Below are 16960 nucleotides of genomic sequence, written 5' to 3' on the forward strand. Positions count from 1 at the left end.
AATTAGCAGAACAGAGGTGCTGAAGAGGTATAAATGAAGGACTTTGTAAATATTTGAGGACGGAGCATCTGCCTAATATAAAAAAAGAACCCACGAATGCACAGACGCAATGCGCCCTGAATCCGTAGGTACTCTGGGTTTGACTGGGTTTTGATTTAGCTTTTACATGTTTACTTTTGTGAAGGGTAAGTTAACGGGTTGTGAAATGATACCTCTCCCTAAACATTAAACCCATTAAACTGCCGAAGCATAGTGGTGAAACGTTCCAGTTCCTCTTCATTCCATCCCGATATGCGTTCATAAAAAGTTGACTCCTTCTCCTTGAGCGCACCCACCGTCGATTGTTGACCAAGCTCCGTCAAAGACAACAAAACGCCGCGCCGATCTTCGGGGTCCGGCTCCTTGCTTACATACCCTGCCTTCTCAAGTTGTTTAATCAGACGGCTTACCGAACTGCGGTCCATAGCCGTCGCTTCTGCCAAAGCTGCGGCGCTTGTAGGACCGTAAGAATACAACCACCGCACCAAATGAAAAGCGGCAGGCTGCATAGTCGCATCAAAACGCTCGGCAGATCTGACATTAAGCGCATGCGAAGCACTAATTAGCGCATGGATCTGCTCACCAAGTGCCAGTTCCAGAGTTTCTCTATCTTTGGTTTTAACCGGGTTTTCACTCATTATTGTTGTTCCCCTCTCCTCGATACATCAAAGTAGGCTTATGAATATATAGTTGACAAATATCAATTAAATTATATAGTTGATTTATGTCCATTATATAGTTCGACCCTATTCGTGTCAAAAGGAGACCTCATTATGAAAACAACACAACCCATTATTGTAATTACCGGAGCAACAAGTGGACTGGGGCAGCTTGCCGCCATTGAACTTGCCAAACGTGGTGCACATCTTGTACTCACAGCTAGAAGCGAAGAACGCGCCGAGACCACCAGAAACAAAATCAGGGAAATTGAGCCATCCGCCAAGATCAACTTTTTCTTTGGAGATTTGTCCTTACTGAGCGATGTAAAACGTATAGGGCTTGAAATCGCAGCCGCTTATCCGCGTATCGATGTACTTTTGAATAATGCGGGTCTTCATGCTTTTGAACAAAGAGTCACTTCCGAAGGGTTTGCCGAGATGATCGCCGTGAACTATTTGGCACCTTGGCTACTAACGCACACATTGCATTCTTCCCTGATTCGGGCAGGCAACGCTCGAGTCGTCAATGTTGCATCTGAAGCCTCGCGGAATCATGGCACACTGGTGCTGCCCGATGACTTAACGGATACCGATCCCTTTACTGCACGCGGCTCCTCCGCCATCTATGGCAAAACCAAACTGCTGAATATTATGTTTACTATCGAACTTGCCCGTCACTGGGATAGAACTGGAATTCGTGTTAATGCTTTAAATCCGGGATTTAATGTTACGGGTCTTGGTCGGGAGTTATGGTTTGCGAGTGTGCTTGAGCACATTCTAACGTTTTTACACATCGGCGACCCACGGCGGGGTACGGACATTATGACCCGGTTGGCTGTGGAGCCGAATTTTGGAGAAGTAACGGGAGGGTATTTCAATGTTGGAAGCGGGGCATCCATTACTCCTGTGTATCCAGGCGGAGATACTGGAATGCAAAACAAGCTGTGGAAGGTTACGACACAATTACTGGAGCAACGTGGTCTGTTGAACTAATCAAAAACAGAAAAAAGCCTTCCAGATAACTATCTGAAAGACTTCCACCTCTTACCGATTCAGAATCAACCAAACCGACCACTGATATAGTCCTGCGTACGCGAATCAACGGGCTCGGCGAACATATCTTGGGTCGCAGAGTATTCCACAACCTCCCCATTCAGGAAGAAAACCGTTTGTTGGGAGACCCGAGCTGCTTGCTGCATATTGTGTGTGACCATCACGATGGTATAACGTTCCTTCAACTCATGAGCCAACTCCTCGATCTTGAAGGTCGAGACGGGATCAAGCGACGCCGTAGCCTCATCCATCAGCAGAATGTCCGGCTCCACTGCCAGTGCACGTGCGATGCAGAGGCGCTGCTGTTGTCCTCCGGATAGACTTAACGCGGAACGCTTCAGGTTATCCTTTACTTCATCCCACAGGACAGCAGAACGCAGGCTCTGTTCCACGATTTCATCTAGCTTCTTCTTACCATGGATACCGTGCTGTTTTGGGCCGAAGGCCACATTATCGTAGATGGATTTCGGAAAAGGATTCGGCTGCTGAAAAACCATACCGATCTTCTTGCGAATGGTTTCCACATGCACCTCGCCGCTGTAGATGTCCGTCCCGCCTACGGCCACTTTACCTTCGATACGTGTTCCCGGTATCCGGTCATTCATGCGGTTGAGGGTTCGCAGCAGCGTCGATTTGCCACAACCGGACGGTCCGATAAAAGCGGTAATGGCCCGTTCCGGAATTTCAATGGAGACATCCTTAAGTGCCTGAAACTGACCGTAATATAAATTCAATTTGTTGATCTCAATGATTGACCGCACAATAGTTCCTCCCGGTGTTGAAATTGATCTTGTTACTGGATCCGCCTGACACATTAGGCTTGATTCTTGCGTGAATTCAGCCACAACGGCACACGGAACAGAATATTAATGAGCAAAGCCACAAAGATCAACACAGCCGTTGTCTTTTGCGCAATTTCCTCGGCATCGGGCACAATTGCTTCGGATTGAATGTACCACAGATGCACAGCAAGGGTTCCTCCCGGCGATAGCAAATTGAAATCCCACATTTCCCCGGATGTAGATACCCCTGCGGTCAGAATAATGACGGCACTCTCTCCGAATGCGCGACCTGCCGTGAGGCAAATGCCTGTCATGATCCCGTTTATAGCCACCGGCAGCAATACATTACGGATCGTCTGCAAATGGGTAGAGCCAAGTGCAAAGGACGCATTACGAAGTTCAACCGGAACCGCCCGAACCGATTCCTCGGTTACCCTGGTAAGCACAGGCAGATTCAGAAAGGCAAGGCTGACGGCGGCGCCCAGAATCGTAAGACCAATTTCGAAGAACTCTACAAACAGGGCAATACCAAACAAACCAAAGATGATGGATGGAACAGAAGACAGTCCCTCCACGCAAATCCGCACGATCTCCATGAGTTTGTTGTTTGGAGCAAATTCCGCTAGATAAATCCCGGCCGCCATGCCGATGGGAATCGAGATCAGGAGGGATAGAATCAGCACATAGAACGAGTTGAACAGCGCCGGCCCAATCCCTCCTCCTTCTTCAATCTCGCTTGGAACACCATATAGAAAATCCCAGCTCAGCAAAGGCAGCCCTTTTTCCAGAAGAAGAAATAACAGTCCAACAATGAATAAAATGACGACAATCCCTACACCCCATACCATGCCCGTAAAAATCCGGTCCATCAGCGTGGATGCACCTCTGCGTTTGCCGAACGAATAGGCGGGGACAGCGTTCGCCTGTTTCTTCATACTCATGAGTAGCGTCCCCCTTTCTTCTGAAGCATTCTTACGGCTACAATCATCAAGATGGAAATGGCAAGCAGGATAAAGCCCATCATGTACAGCCCGTGATTCCAGGTGGAATCGAATTCGACGCTTGAGATTTGCATGACGATATTACTTGTCAGCACCGCTGTTGGTGTAAACAGACTGTTAGCGAGCTGCGCCGTATTGCCGATGACCATCACCACCGCCATCGTTTCTCCAATGGCACGAGTCATCCCAAGAATAACGGCGTACATGATTCCGCCTCTTGCAGCAGGCAAGACCACACGAGTTATGGTTTGGAATCGGTTCGTACCAAGTGCATAAGCTGCATCCCGGTATTTGTTCGGTACAGCAGATATGGCATCATCACTGATCCGGCTAATGGTAGGCAGCACCATAATCGTCAGAACGATGGACGCTGCGAGCAAACCGTCCGCCAGATCATGTCCACTGATATCCCTAAGCCAGGGGATGAGAATCGTCAGTCCCAAGAAACCGTATACCACAGAAGGAATCCCCACCAACAGATCCAATACGGGTCGCAGAATATGGCGAAGCCATTTTGGCGTCATTTCGGCCAGAAACACGGCAATGATGACGGAGATTGGAATGGCAAACAGCATCGTGAGCCCCGTCAGTGCCAGCGTTCCCAGAATAAAGGTCAGCGCACCGTAATGCTCATTTTCCGGGTCCCAGTTGGTAGAGAAAAAGAATTCGCTGAGCGAAACATCCGCAAAGGTCAGAACGCCCGTACGAAGCATAAGGACCAGAATGCATAACAGAACCAGACAAACGAACAATGTACTGCCAATACAGACCATTCGAAACAGTTTATTGGACCATCTTAAACGCGCCTTACGGTCAAACCGGGTTCCCGATCCGGGAGCCTTGCCGATGCTTGAACCAAGCTCACTCGGAGCAGGGCTGTTCGTGGATGGATTTAAATCGATCATGAAGGGCTCTTCCTTTCACATAGAGAAGCCAGCTTGGCGACCGTGCGCAGAAGCTGGCTATCCCTTTCCTTATGAAATGCGAGAATGATGGACGTTCGCAGCTTTCGTTATTTAACGGCAGCAAGCGGAATGAATTTCAGTTTTTTCAGGGAACCGTTTTGGAACTTGCTGCTTTGGATATACTCGATGAACGCTTTGGTTGCTCCCGTAGGTTGACCTTTGGTCATGTAATATCCAATACCCCATACTTTGTATGTTTTGTTCAGGACGTTTTTCTCTGTTGGTGCCACGCCATTGATGGATACAGCCTTCATTTTGCTAGTTACATACGGAAGGTCAATATAACCGATTGCATTTGGTGTCGTTTCAATTGTTGTTTTCATATCGCCGCTGGAGCCAACCTCTTTGTAGTTGTCCCCTTTGCTCATGAAATCCTTGCCATCCAAAGCTTTTTGTTGGAAGTTAACCCGTGTACCGGAACCAAATTTACGGTTAACTACAACGATGTTGGCATCCGATCCGCCGACTTCCTTCCAGTTTGTCACTTTGCCGGAGAAGATGTCCTGCAGTTGTTTTGTTGTCAGATTGCTTACACCCACATTGGTATTAACGACAGCCGTGAACACTGTTACAGCTACCGGATTGGCTACCAAGCCATCAAATTTCTTGAAGCCAGGTACATCTTTGGATGCATCCCAGTCTACAGCGCCAATATCCGCGATCCCTTTACGAACGGATTGAGGACCTGTGATGGAACCTGCTGCGGAAGCCGAGATTTTAACTTTTGGATTATCTTTTTTGAATTCGCTGGCAGCTTGAAGTGTCAGCGGAAGCAATGCGGAGGAACCGTTAATGACAATTTTACCTTTCTCTGTGCTCTTGGCAGCTGATGCTGTCGTTGCGCCACCCAGTCCACCAATCAGAGATACAGCCATAAGCATTGCTGTGAAGGGTTTGATCCATTTTTTCATGTTAATTAAACTCCTCTCGAATTAAAAAGCTTGTGGTCATATTTGATATAAAACATTACTTCGTAACGGCTCTCCAGCTTCCGCCAGCTTGTACCAGGACTCGGCCGTTCTCAACCACAGAGATTTGTGTTCCGGCAACCGCGATGGATGATACATCGGAAGATACGGTGTACAGCTTGGTTTGTTTTCCAGTTACCGGGTCGATCGAAAGGATCACGCTGTTGCTGTCATCCTGGGCCGCAAGTACATACAAGATGCCACCCGACAGAATAGCTTGTTCTACATCGTACTCGGCATACACCGGCGTAGACTTTTGAGATGAATCCACAGACAGCAATGATGCTTTACCGTCTTCGGAAGGTACACTCACGTAGTAGGCTTTTTGTCCGTCAGCAGACCATACAAATACCTTGTCGTCAGTTGATGTTGTGAGCTTCACAGCCTCCGGTTTTGAATCTGCTGTGTTATACGAAAATATTTGCTGTTGATTGGATGAGAAATCAATGGAGACATTGTCTTCATCCACATTGGTTGTATCCGAAGTTACGGTACCAAGTGTTGTTACGGTATAGATGAATTTCTTGCCGTCAGCAGATACATTCAGGTTTTCCTTATAGTCCACCTTGTCTTCGACCACTTTCGTAATCGCCCCATCCGCCAGATTCACCTTGGCAATCACGGACCCTTTATCCCCTTGCAGGAAGTAGATTGCATTCCCGTCAGCAGACCATACCAACTCAGGCTTGATGCTGTTGTCGCTGGTGATTAGTTTGGAAGCCTTGGTCTTCAGATCAATAACATAAACGGCTCCTTCGGCATTCGTATACGCCGCTTGATCACCACTTGGCGAAATAACGAGATCCGATCCACCGTCTGTCGTTAACAACAGATCATATTTGCCGCTTGTTGTATTGACGAGATAATCGTTTCTGCCATTGTTATCGCTCTTGGAAACAATCAGCTTATCTGCTCCGGCAAAACGAGGATTCTCGACTTCATCGATCAAGGATACTGTACTGATCTCAAGCAGTCCGTTTCGCTTGACAATCGTACCGCCAACGCCCGACACCAGTGGACGAAGAGCGATGTAACTTGTACCACCGATGATAGTAACGGGTTGATTCAGATTCACTTTGACGTCATCTACCACGATTTGTTTACTATTGTTTTGGAGCGTCACGCTGTGATCATTCAGCTTGATCACCGTCGTTCCGCTATGTACTTCGGCTTGTGCGCCGATGGCTTTGATCACATCACGAAGTGACACAAGTGTCTCCCCATTTTTAACGATGGAACGAACGACGACGCTGTTACCGTTTATTGTAAGCGTGGAATTTTGCACCTGAGCTGCATTAGCCACAGGTTTCACTGCAGGAGCAGCCGATACTGCACTAACCACAGAAGTACCTAACACTGTTGCTACCATGGACACCACTAACACCTTTTTCATTGACATTGGCTCTTGTCACCCTTCTCTATTCCATTTAATTTGCCTTGTTTTGTCATGCCCTGCTGTCTGGTATTCTGCATGTATCGTCTTTATGAGAGCTTGTCCGGCTCATCCCCCCAACTTCCACGTTCATAGTAAAAATGACCTATCACGATTGTAATTATAGGAGAGATTTGTAAACGGAAAATCCTGGAATTGTTAACGAATTGTCAATGTTTTCATAAATACAAAAAAAGAGTCGATGGAATATGACCCACGACCCGTTTTTTGTCTTATTTTCCTAGATAAATAGTTTCATCAATGTATTAAAAATCGGATTCACAATATAACCTGTCGGATGGATCGAATACCTCTTACCCGAGTTTAGACGACTGATCTTTTCCATTTCCTCAGCGGACAGCTCAAAATCAAAGATTCCACTATTTTCTCTGATCCGCTTTGGATTGGATGATTTGGGAATCAGGATGACGCCCCGTTCCAGATGCCAACGCAAAATCACTTGAGCCACCGTCTTATGGTGATGATCAGCGATTTCCTTCAATACCGGATGCTGTAATAACACTTTATTCCCCTGTCCCAGTGGACCCCACGCCTCATGTAAAATTTGATGTTTGTCCATATAGGTACGTAGTTCGTTCTGCGGAAATTCCGGGTGCGTCTCGATCTGGTTGATCATCGGCAAGATTTTTGCGTGCTTTCTTAATTCTTCCAGATGCTGAATCTCAAAGTTCGCGACCCCAATGACTCTAATCTTGCCTTCCTCGTATAATTCCTCCATGGCTTTCCACGTTTCGATATAATTGGGCGAGGCAAAATGGATTAAATACATATCGAGGTAATCGACACCCAGCTTGTTTATCGTTTCCTGGAAAGCTTTCTTGGTGGCTTCATAGCCATGATCTGTATTCCAGACTTTCGACGTGATGAAGAATTGCTCGCGCGGAATCTGACTATGCCGGATCTCTGCTCCCAGCGCTTTCTCATTCCCATAGATCCGGGCAGTATCAAAATGTCGGTACCCGACCTGAATGGCCTCGCGAGTCGCTGTTGTAAATTCTGCTTCTTTCGTTATTTTGTAAACCCCAAAACCCAGTTGGGGAATAGGAACCCCGTTTCTGGCTTCAACCACTTTTGTATGCAAATCCATTTTAACTGCTCCTCTCAAAACAGAATATACTCAATATATATTATATCTAGTTAAAGCCAAAAAAAGAGGTTAACCCTTTTTTTCTTCATGAAACAGATCGGTTAACCGTATGTCTTTTAAATAATTCTGCATTGCGATCTCCGCACCTTCAAGATGATGAATGACCTTTTCTTTCACGTCATCCACGTCTTGTCCCTGGAGTGTTACATCGGTATGAATTTTAAACAAATCTTTGCCGGGTTCAACCGCCAGGAATACATCCAACATCGTGATTTCCGATAAAGGCTGAGCAAGCAATATGCCGCCCTTGGCACCTTCTTTTGCCACTGTCAGTTTGGCGTTATTCAGGTTGCGAATGACTTTTACCGTCGTAGGAACCGGAATATTTAGCTGCTCCGATATCACTTTGGTCGATAGATAGTTAAGACAGTTCTTCTCGGTGTACGCGTGAACGTAGAGCAGAATGGAGATTCCCTGTGATAAGGCTGTAGAGTATGCCATTGCATTCATCCTAACTATTTCTTTTCTAAATATACTATATATCTTTTATGTTTAGTTAGCAACTATCAGCCTATTCCCACTCCACCCTCGATTTCATCGCTGCATATTTACTGGGAGTGATACCTACAGCAGCCTTGAAAGACCGACTGAACAGATGAATACTCGAAAAGCCAACTTCCTCGGCAATCCGGGTTAAATTATGTGTGCCTTCAATAATTCTTTTCTGGGACTGCTCTATTCGGATATGTGTCACATATTTGTGAAGGGTAATCCCCAGCTTGCTTTTGAACAAATGCGATAAATGGTTCGTCGATACACCGACATGTCTACTGATAGCAACATTATTTAATTGAGGGTCGGCGTAGCATTCATGAATATAACGAATCGACTTTTCAATGAATGCCCACCCCTTGGTCATGTTCCCCTCTTGGTCCTGATCTTCGGATTGATTTTTGAAAAACAGATGCAGCAACTCCAAACATATGGATTTCGTGATTAACGAAGATCCTCCCCGCTGCTCCTGAAACTCCTTATGCATGAGCGCAAATCTCTTTTTCCATTCAATTCGATCGGCTAATTGCAAATGAGAGATTGGGCGTATGGAAGCCAGCTTCATTTCCCTATCTTCCAGATCGGGTCTTTCACTATGAGCTGCACTCGTATTCTTCAATAAACTACGCTCTTCCTCATAGTACAGATCAAAATGAAAAATATACTGAATCAATGGCTGCGTGGAGGTGGACCGAATGATATGAGACATGAATGGATGCATCAGCACAATGTCGCCTTCTTTGACCAGGTATTTCACACCACTCAAGAAGAACTCCGCTTCCCCTTGTTCGATGTATGTATACACATGATCGTGGTCTATCCATTCCCCTGCCAAAGAAAATGATTCCGTCATTCTTGCCGCTCTTACGAATGGCGAAATGCTATTCATCCATGCCTCATACACATGTATTCCTCCCCACTGCCTTCTCACTGATCCGGTTTATATTTTCGCAAACACTTTATCGAAGCCTGCTTTGGACTTGGCAAACAATTCACTTGAATCGAGGGTTGGTGTTGGTGCAAGCACCTCTTGAGATACAACGCCAGTGTATCCAATGGTCTTCAGGTTCTTCAAGAACCCCTGCAGATCGATTACTCCCTCGCCAGGGTATAAACGCTCATGATCCAGCAATTCTTCAATGGGCAGATCATAAGCATCATTGATATGAACATGGACAATCTGTTCCTTCTTAAGATCCAACACCTCTTCAATCTTTAATCCATTCGTATGCCAATGATAGGAATCCACCAATAAACCTACATTGGGAGCATGAATTGTTTCGATCCAGTCAAGCGTATCCTCCACACTCCAAATAAATGGATTCTTCCATTGAGTACGCAGATGATGGCAACCCACAAACTCCAGGCCTAGCCTTATTCCATATGCGTCCAGAATATCTGCACACAATCTCAATCGTTTGGTAGCTGCCGCCATAAATGATGCTGCTGGCTGATCTGTGGAAGGTAAAATATAGGTGCAACAGCTGTAACAGTTCAACGAAGCGGAGGCTTCTGCCAATTGAACCAGCGATTGAAGTCCTTCACGAAACTGTTCATCTGTGGTTCTCCAGTCCACGGTCAGATCGGATGAACCGATGATCACCTGATTGCTTTCCAACAGGTGTTTGGCCTGTTCTTTGCCAACCTCTTCAATTAATGAGAGCGGATTCAAATCTACAGACTGAAATCCGTATTTTGCAGCATTCGTAATATATTGTTCATTGGACTCGATGTTCCCTAAGCCTGCTCTTGTTAACCCTCTAATCATCCCAATCTCCTCCTAGGACCAGTCAAACAGTACACCGTTATACTGGTCTTTATTCAATCTCAGTCCCTCATATGCTTCCTGCGCTTGATCCGGCTTCATCACATGACTGATCAATGGTTCGATATGCAGCTTGTTCTTTAACATCAGTTCAAATACAATGTTCGAATTTCTCACCAGGGAATGCTTAACGAATTCGTTCGGCTCAACCGGGAAGCGCCATTCATGTGCCCCCTTAAACGTAATACAGCCTCGTCCATACAGGTGGCAGTAGTTCAATATATCGGTGACATCCGTGTTATATTCGCCTCGTGGACTGCCCAGGAAAATAATCTCTCCTAGCTTCCCGATCCACTCCAGACTTTGAACACCAACACTGGGTACACCCGTCGCCTCAATATGAGTGGATACACCTGCTCCACTCGTTATGGCATGTATCTTTTCTTTTACTTTATCTTCTCCGCCATGGAGCGTATAGTCAACCCCACATGTCTGGGCAGTTCGAATTCGTTCCGGTGACAGGTCCACGCCAATCACAGTTGCACCTTGAAGGCGTGCCAATTGAGCAGCCAAATTCCCTACCAATCCAAGCCCCGTCACGCCAACAACGTCCCCAAGTTCAATATTGGATACACGAACGGAGGTGAATGCCACGGTTGCCATACGGGTGAAGGGAACCCACTTCAAATCTAAGTGCTCAGGTACCTTGATGAAAACATGATCTGTGGATACCACTTGATATTCAGCATGTTGACCATAATGGAACACAGCGTCCCCGGGCTGAACATGGCGTACACCCTGTCCCACCTCGATCACTTCACTTACACTTGCATACCCCGGACATACGGGAAGCTTGGCCCACTCTTCTTTTCCCGATAACATGGCCAGCTCCGTTCCCGGACTGATCAGGGAATAGATCAATTTAACCAATACTTCCTTCTCCCCTAGGGCTGGCAAAATAAAGTCCTCTTCTACCGTTTCCACTTGCAGCGGACGAGCAAACATGATCTTTCTATTCTTCATCACCTTCACTCCTTTCTATCTTTTTAACTACAATATAAGACTTTTCATTAACATTGTCTTTGATTGCAAAACCGATTTTTTATCTAAAACAACGATTTTAAAACCTTTGTAAGCGAATCCAGTATAAACGTAAAAAGACTCACAAGATCCAATGATCTGTGAGCCTCAAATTCAATCCTATTCAGTCGTAGTCTAATACAATGCGGTCCCCCCCATTAGAAGACGGGATATTTCAGGGATATCCCGCCGTCATTGAAACCGGATTGGCCGCATGGTTCCTTTTTTGCTAATTTCACAGCTACACTTGTCACTTCTCAACCGCCAACTACGGCTGCAACCCACGAACCTCAAACTCATAGATTCGTGCTGCCGTATCGCCACCTTGCGTAGGTTTCAGCACATTCAGCTTCACATAACGAGCCTTGACCAGTGCAATTGCATCCGAGGTTTCGGCTGCGGTATTCCCCTGTACATGAACTACATCTGACCAATTCACGCCATCAGCACTGACCTGAATCGAATAGTCGCTCGTATTAAAACCAGACCACTCCCCACCACTCTCCGCATGTTTGATGACAAAACCACTGATTTGATGTTCTTTGCCAAGATCAACTTGCAGCCAATGCGGCTGGTTACCCAGTGCGCACCACTTGCTGTTGCCCGTCACCTTGCCGTCAATTGCCTTTCCTGCACCCTCAGCAGGTCCGCAGGCATGGTCTGCAGAGGCCGTTTTGCCAAGTGCGACATTTTTGATCCCGGAAGCACCCTTACTTACGGTGATCAAAGCTTGCTTTGTTACCGTATCCTGCCCCGAGCTGTTGGTAGCTGTAAGCGTCACATTGTACGTGCCTTCCTTGTCATACGTTACCACTGGATTTTGCTCCGTGCTGACAGCCGGACTGCCATTCTCAAAAGTCCACGACCAGCCTTCCGTCACCTCGGAAGAGAGGTCAGTGAAATGCACCTGCTGACCCGGTGTGATCAGCGTTGCATCGGCCTTGAACTTTGCTTCCGGCTTCGGATACGCTGGCCACTGAATGGTCACGCTGGCAGCCTGGCCGCGCTCATATTTTGCATTCAGTGCCACGACTTTCAGTATAGTCGCCTGTTCCGCGTTGATTCTCTTCATCTCAGGCACATAGAACACGTTATTGGCGGTCGCACCCACCCAAGTCTCTTTGCCGTCGGGCAGTACACGGTAAATCTCATATTGTTGAACTTCCTCGTTCAACGCGTTCCATTGCAACCTTGCATCACCGTAAATACCGCCGCGGAAATCGGATTGGGTGACATTCAATGCTTGAACGGCCTCAAGAGGGTTCGATGGATTACTGTTCTTGTTCTTGTGGATAGATAGCTGCCCAATATGGATGTTATAATCCGATACGGTTTCCGTACTGTCAAAATACAAAGACAATGCCGCAATCTGCTTTCCTTGGTAAGGCGTCAGATTGATCGTGTCCGTCGTCCAGTCGGTTGCCTTCTCGTTCTTCACATCCAGAAAGACGAACTGGTCCGGCTGGTCTACAAAAGCGAGGCCAACCTTCATGCCCGGCTTGCTCTGCGTCTTGTACGTAATCGACAGCTCAGTACCCGACTCGATCTTGAGATCTGTTTTATACAGCTTCAGATGGGTTGCATTCGTTGGACTTAATGCACCGGCTACCTTCAGGGAACTGCCACCATAATAGGCATCCGACCAATCGAGAGAAGGTTTCAGCGCCGTGCCTTTACTTTCTGCTAACCAGCGCCATGTCGGAAGTACGTCCTGCAAACTGCGGTTATTCCATCCAGTCTCCCGCACTTGTGTGCCATCAACATAGAAATTCTCGCCACTGCCCGTGTTGAAGTTGGTCGTGAAGGGCAGTTGGTCCACCGGCGATGATTCAACCACATTGTTCGCAATCCCTTTCCAGGCCTGGCTTGTCGCTGTATTGGCCGGGTTGCCGCTCTGCCCTACCCAGAATTTATTTTCACGGGCAAAGAAATCGGTCATGCTGTCCGCGCTGTTGTACGACCAATCCGGCCGATAAATGCCGAGGGAAGTCACAGCCGGTTTCCCTTCAGGAAACAGCAAATTCCATTTCAGACTGGTATCGTATCCTTTAGCTTCCACATCGATGCCTGCGAACAGTTCAAATGGTGATCTGCCTAGGCTTTTGGCTTTGGCCGCAGAACTGCCAAGATCATTCCACCAGAAATTCAGGAACATGCTGTCTGATACCTTGTTCCCGTTATCCTGAAGGAACATTGCATTCCGGTCCGTCAGCGCATTTTGCCATGAAATATTGCCTTCCTTCGTCATGGAATCATACCAGATGATCTCCATACCCGCGGGCTTATGATCCTGAAGATAACGGAGGAATGTCTTCATTAACTGTGCGTCAGTGGCTGTTCCACCCTCAGTCTCCTGATTGATAAACCAGCCGTCAAAACGATAATACTCCGCTACCTCAATTAATTTATCCGCGGCCGGGAAGGAACCATCGCTGTTCTGCTGAAGCATTTGCTTCACCCACTCATATTTGCCACCGTATACGGATGGCGGGAAGAACACTGTGCCCATGATTGGCACTCCGTTCCGGTGTGCCGCATCAATCGTGTCGGCGCTTGGTGGCACAATAATGCCTTCTCCCGCCGAGCCACCCCAATATACGAGCTTGTCGACATACTGCCAGTAAGAGAACGTATTTGCAGAGAATGTATCCGATCCCTGCGATGGAACGCCACTGGTTCCCTGATTCAACGCAGACAAGGCCATCACTTTGGGATCTTTCGTTGCGTTCGGGTTAACTGCCTCTCCTGTGAATCGGCTCTGGAGCGGAATGGTGCTCCGGTTGAAGGCCGCATCCGGGTCGGAAGCTGGATTCCAGTTAAGCAATTGTTCAGGCAGCCAATAGGATGAATAAGGTTGCTTCGCCAAGGCCGCTGAGGAAAGAACAGCGCATACCAATATTACAAATAGGAGACTCGCACCAAGCTTTTTCATGCCATACCCTCCAATCCAATTTTGGCAATCCACTCAGGGTAAAAAAAGAAACGCCCGTCAAACCGGACAGACGTTTCCATGTCTACTTTATCATTCAGGCTTATTTTGGATTTGCAGCTTTCCATTCATCGTATTGCTTTTGTGCTTCTGCAATCACTTTATCCAGACCTGCCGCTTTCAACTTCTCGATCGCTTTCGGCAGATGCTCATCCGGGTCAACAGCTCCCGTCATGATGGATGGGTAGAATTCCTTCACGATGGCGGAGATGGAAGCCACTTCCGTCTTCACCGGGTCAGGATTAAAGTTGAAGCCAAAGCTCGGAGCAACTTTCGCGGAATTGTTGAATTCCTTGAACGCTTCCCACTTATCTGCTGGATCTTCCTTGTGCATGTAGGTCAGGAACAAGTTACCCAGGGCAAAGCCAGGCATCTGGAATCCGTCCTTCATCGCTGGCAGATCCTCAATGACATTATCCGAAATCTTTTTGTAATGTGTTCCTTCAATGCCGTAGTTGATCAGGTTACGCAGATATGGATCGGTATTCAGCAAGTTCAGGAACATCATAGCCCGTTCAGGGTTCTTGGAGTTCGCCGAGATTGCATGCATAGCGCCTGTTGCCGAACCAGTGAAAATAACCGGATCCTGCATCGGTGTAGTCACGATATCATAGCCCGCACTTCTGGACCATCCCAGTTCAGCGTACGGCTGTGTTTGTTCACGGTCAACAAACCATTTGCCTGTTTTGATGTTGTCGATGCCTTCCAACGTTGCTACATCCTTGCGCAGATAACCAGCCTGATAGTATTTACGGATGGTTTTCAACGAGCTTTTCAGCTCTTCGGATTCCAACACATTAACGTATTTACCAGTGTCACCATTCATGTTGATACCAACCGGGAATTCGTCACCCAACAGGAAGTCGAACGCCAGATAAGGCTTAAAGCCCTTCGGAACAGCCAGCGGAGTAATGTCGGCTGGTTCATTATCCTTAATTTGCTGCAGGTAAGGCTCCAGATCCTCTAATGTGCGAATCTTGGTGATGTCCATGTTGTATTTATCAACGTACTGCTTGTTGAAGCGCCATACCCATTGCGAAGCCAACTCTTTGTTCACTGGCACGGCATAGTTTTGGCCACCGATCTGCGATCCCGTAAGGAACCGTGGATCAAGTTGCTCTTTAATGCCCTGACCATACTTATCCAACAGATCATTGATTGGCAGGAATGCTCCTCTGGTGGCATTTGGCAGATAATCATAAGCCCAGGAAGAAGTGAAAGCGATATCATAATTTTCGCCCGAAGCGGTAATGACTGGCATACGTTTGGAATAATCACCCCAGTCAATCATCGTGATGTCGACGGTTGTATTTATTTTCTCCATTAAGTATTTGTTCATTTCTTCCTGTACCATTGGCAGATCGCGTTGTGGACCACCAATCAGATATACCTTGAGCTTCACCGTGTCCTTATCGCCGGATTCTCCCCCGGATGCCGCATTCCCGCTTGTATCATTGGTATTACTGCCACCGCAGCCTGCTAGAACAGTAGAAAAAGCAAGCAGTAAAGTAACCATGAGCAGAGCGATTTTTCTTGTCTTCATGTGTATCCCCCTTATCAATGTTATTGTTACTGCCCTTTGAGGGCAGGCACAACCAGACTTATTCTTTGACCGAACCGATGGTCAGACCTTGTATAAAATACTTTTGGAAAAACGGATACGCCAGCGCAACCGGCAGTGTAGCCAAGACAACCATCGCCATGCGGACGGTCTCCGTTGGCAGTGTCGAGGCAATGTCATAAGACACGACCCGGCTGCTGTTTTGCACAACAAAATCCATATTGTTCTGTATTCGAATCAGCAATGTCTGGAGTGGAATCAAATTCGCATTGTCGATATAAAGCAACGCATTGAACCAGTCATTCCAGAATCCTAACGTACTGAACAATCCAATAGTCGCAATGCCCGGCAACGAAATCGGCAGCACGATGCGCGTATAGATACCGAATTCAGAAGCTCCGTCGATTTTGGCCGACTCAATAACCGCATCCGGCACGGTGGTCGTGAAAAATGTACGCATAACGATAATGTAAAAAGCGTTCATGATTGACGGCAGGATCAGCGCCCAGATCGAATCCCGCAAGTGCAGCACCTGCGTAACCACAATGTAACTGGGAACGAGACCGCCGGAAAATAGCATGGTGAAGAAGGCCAAAAAGCTGAAAAACCGACGCTGTGCAAAATTTTTGCGCGAGATGGCATATGCATACGTGGTGACCAAATACAGTGTTAGCGCGGTTCCGACAACCGTCACCGTTAAGGTAACCCCGAACGATTGGGCCATCTGCTGCCCGGATTCCATAAGGAATCGGTAGGCATCCAGCGTCCAGACTTCAGGGAATAACTTAAAGCCATTGATCGCCAGCGTCTTCTCATCGGTAAATGAGATGATAACGATGAACAGAAACGGAAAGATGCAAGATAAGGCAAACAGACCGATAGCTATATTAAAAATCACATTAGATAAAGGCGAAATGGCATTCAGATCTCTCGATTTCTTTCCGGTCCTCCTCGTATGGGCAGATGCCCGCTTTACCGGTTCGCTTAAATTACTCATGGAAGCACC

Annotated in this window: 15 protein-coding genes; 1 reads left to right on the forward strand and 14 read right to left on the reverse strand. The window is 47.1% G+C overall.

Annotated elements, in window-relative coordinates; translation table 11 throughout:
• Positions 1-218 precede the first annotated feature (218 nt).
• The gene (locus BUA17_RS19440; RefSeq protein ID WP_072734664.1) at positions 219-677 is read right to left on the reverse strand and encodes a MarR family winged helix-turn-helix transcriptional regulator; all 459 of its coding nucleotides are present in this window, start codon (positions 675-677) and stop codon (positions 219-221) included.
• A 135-nt stretch (positions 678-812) separates the two neighbouring features.
• Between BUA17_RS19440 and BUA17_RS19445 the strand changes: the two genes are divergently transcribed.
• A complete protein-coding gene (locus BUA17_RS19445) occupies positions 813-1691 on the forward strand; it encodes an SDR family NAD(P)-dependent oxidoreductase (RefSeq protein WP_072734665.1) in 879 nt (292 codons plus the stop codon).
• 65 nt (positions 1692-1756) lie between these two features.
• Here BUA17_RS19445 and pstB read toward each other — a convergent pair whose 3' ends face one another.
• The 13 genes from pstB to BUA17_RS19510 form a co-directional block, all read right to left on the reverse strand.
• Complete coding sequence (gene pstB / locus BUA17_RS19450; RefSeq protein ID WP_170867890.1) at positions 1757-2512, reverse strand: phosphate ABC transporter ATP-binding protein PstB; 756 nt, start codon at positions 2510-2512, stop codon at positions 1757-1759.
• Between the two features lie 53 nt (positions 2513-2565).
• Positions 2566-3474: a phosphate ABC transporter permease PstA gene (gene pstA, locus BUA17_RS19455; RefSeq protein WP_063565320.1), complete on the reverse strand. Its 909-nt coding sequence runs from the start codon at positions 3472-3474 to the stop codon at positions 2566-2568.
• The gene (gene pstC / locus BUA17_RS19460; RefSeq protein ID WP_063565319.1) at positions 3471-4439 is read right to left on the reverse strand and encodes a phosphate ABC transporter permease subunit PstC; all 969 of its coding nucleotides are present in this window, start codon (positions 4437-4439) and stop codon (positions 3471-3473) included. The genes pstA and pstC overlap by 4 nt, the downstream gene beginning before the upstream one ends.
• A gap of 107 nt (positions 4440-4546) precedes the next feature.
• Positions 4547-5410, reverse strand: coding sequence for a phosphate ABC transporter substrate-binding protein (locus tag BUA17_RS19465; protein WP_063565318.1), 864 nt, complete (start codon positions 5408-5410; stop codon positions 4547-4549).
• A gap of 55 nt (positions 5411-5465) precedes the next feature.
• A complete protein-coding gene (locus BUA17_RS19470; protein ID WP_240321399.1) occupies positions 5466-6860 on the reverse strand; it encodes a stalk domain-containing protein in 1395 nt (464 codons plus the stop codon).
• 280 nt (positions 6861-7140) lie between these two features.
• Positions 7141-8007 carry an aldo/keto reductase gene (locus BUA17_RS19475; protein ID WP_072734666.1) on the reverse strand — a complete coding sequence of 289 codons (867 nt, stop codon included), beginning with the start codon at positions 8005-8007 and terminating at the stop codon, positions 7141-7143.
• Positions 8008-8076: 69 nt separating this feature from the next.
• Positions 8077-8508, reverse strand: coding sequence for an RrF2 family transcriptional regulator (locus tag BUA17_RS19480; protein ID WP_072734667.1), 432 nt, complete (start codon positions 8506-8508; stop codon positions 8077-8079).
• A gap of 70 nt (positions 8509-8578) precedes the next feature.
• On the reverse strand, positions 8579-9463 hold the full coding sequence (locus tag BUA17_RS19485) for an AraC family transcriptional regulator (protein ID WP_072734668.1): 885 nt from the start codon (positions 9461-9463) through the stop codon (positions 8579-8581).
• A gap of 36 nt (positions 9464-9499) precedes the next feature.
• Complete coding sequence (locus BUA17_RS19490; protein ID WP_072734669.1) at positions 9500-10327, reverse strand: sugar phosphate isomerase/epimerase family protein; 828 nt, start codon at positions 10325-10327, stop codon at positions 9500-9502.
• A 12-nt stretch (positions 10328-10339) separates the two neighbouring features.
• Entirely contained in the window at positions 10340-11347 is a 1008-nt protein-coding gene (locus BUA17_RS19495) for a zinc-dependent alcohol dehydrogenase (protein ID WP_072734670.1), read from the reverse strand.
• Between the two features lie 325 nt (positions 11348-11672).
• Positions 11673-14336, reverse strand: coding sequence for an endo-beta-N-acetylglucosaminidase (locus BUA17_RS19500; RefSeq protein ID WP_072734671.1), 2664 nt, complete (start codon positions 14334-14336; stop codon positions 11673-11675).
• A gap of 100 nt (positions 14337-14436) precedes the next feature.
• On the reverse strand, positions 14437-15936 hold the full coding sequence (locus BUA17_RS19505; RefSeq protein ID WP_072734672.1) for an ABC transporter substrate-binding protein: 1500 nt from the start codon (positions 15934-15936) through the stop codon (positions 14437-14439).
• Positions 15937-15994: 58 nt separating this feature from the next.
• On the reverse strand, positions 15995-16951 hold the full coding sequence (locus tag BUA17_RS19510; protein WP_063565310.1) for a carbohydrate ABC transporter permease: 957 nt from the start codon (positions 16949-16951) through the stop codon (positions 15995-15997).
• Positions 16952-16960: the final 9 nt, after the last annotated feature.

It is taken from the genome of Paenibacillus sp. ov031 (assembly GCF_900143165.1).
GTDB classification, from domain to species: Bacteria; Bacillota; Bacilli; order Paenibacillales; family Paenibacillaceae; genus Paenibacillus; species Paenibacillus marchantiae.

Coding starts and splice junctions, on each gene's coding strand:
- BUA17_RS19440 (WP_072734664.1), bottom strand. CDS start 677: ATGAGTGAAAACCCGGTTAAAACCAAAGATAGAGAAACTCTGGAACTG.
- BUA17_RS19445 (WP_072734665.1), top strand. CDS start 813: ATGAAAACAACACAACCCATTATTGTAATTACCGGAGCAACAAGTGGA.
- pstA (WP_063565320.1), bottom strand. CDS start 3,474: ATGAGTATGAAGAAACAGGCGAACGCTGTCCCCGCCTATTCGTTCGGC.
- pstC (WP_063565319.1), bottom strand. CDS start 4,439: ATGATCGATTTAAATCCATCCACGAACAGCCCTGCTCCGAGTGAGCTT.
- BUA17_RS19465 (WP_063565318.1), bottom strand. CDS start 5,410: ATGAAAAAATGGATCAAACCCTTCACAGCAATGCTTATGGCTGTATCT.
- BUA17_RS19470 (WP_240321399.1), bottom strand. CDS start 6,860: ATGAAAAAGGTGTTAGTGGTGTCCATGGTAGCAACAGTGTTAGGTACT.
- BUA17_RS19475 (WP_072734666.1), bottom strand. CDS start 8,007: ATGGATTTGCATACAAAAGTGGTTGAAGCCAGAAACGGGGTTCCTATT.
- BUA17_RS19480 (WP_072734667.1), bottom strand. CDS start 8,508: ATGGCATACTCTACAGCCTTATCACAGGGAATCTCCATTCTGCTCTAC.
- BUA17_RS19490 (WP_072734669.1), bottom strand. CDS start 10,327: ATGATTAGAGGGTTAACAAGAGCAGGCTTAGGGAACATCGAGTCCAAT.
- BUA17_RS19495 (WP_072734670.1), bottom strand. CDS start 11,347: ATGAAGAATAGAAAGATCATGTTTGCTCGTCCGCTGCAAGTGGAAACG.
- BUA17_RS19500 (WP_072734671.1), bottom strand. CDS start 14,336: ATGAAAAAGCTTGGTGCGAGTCTCCTATTTGTAATATTGGTATGCGCT.
- BUA17_RS19505 (WP_072734672.1), bottom strand. CDS start 15,936: ATGAAGACAAGAAAAATCGCTCTGCTCATGGTTACTTTACTGCTTGCT.
- BUA17_RS19510 (WP_063565310.1), bottom strand. CDS start 16,951: ATGAGTAATTTAAGCGAACCGGTAAAGCGGGCATCTGCCCATACGAGG.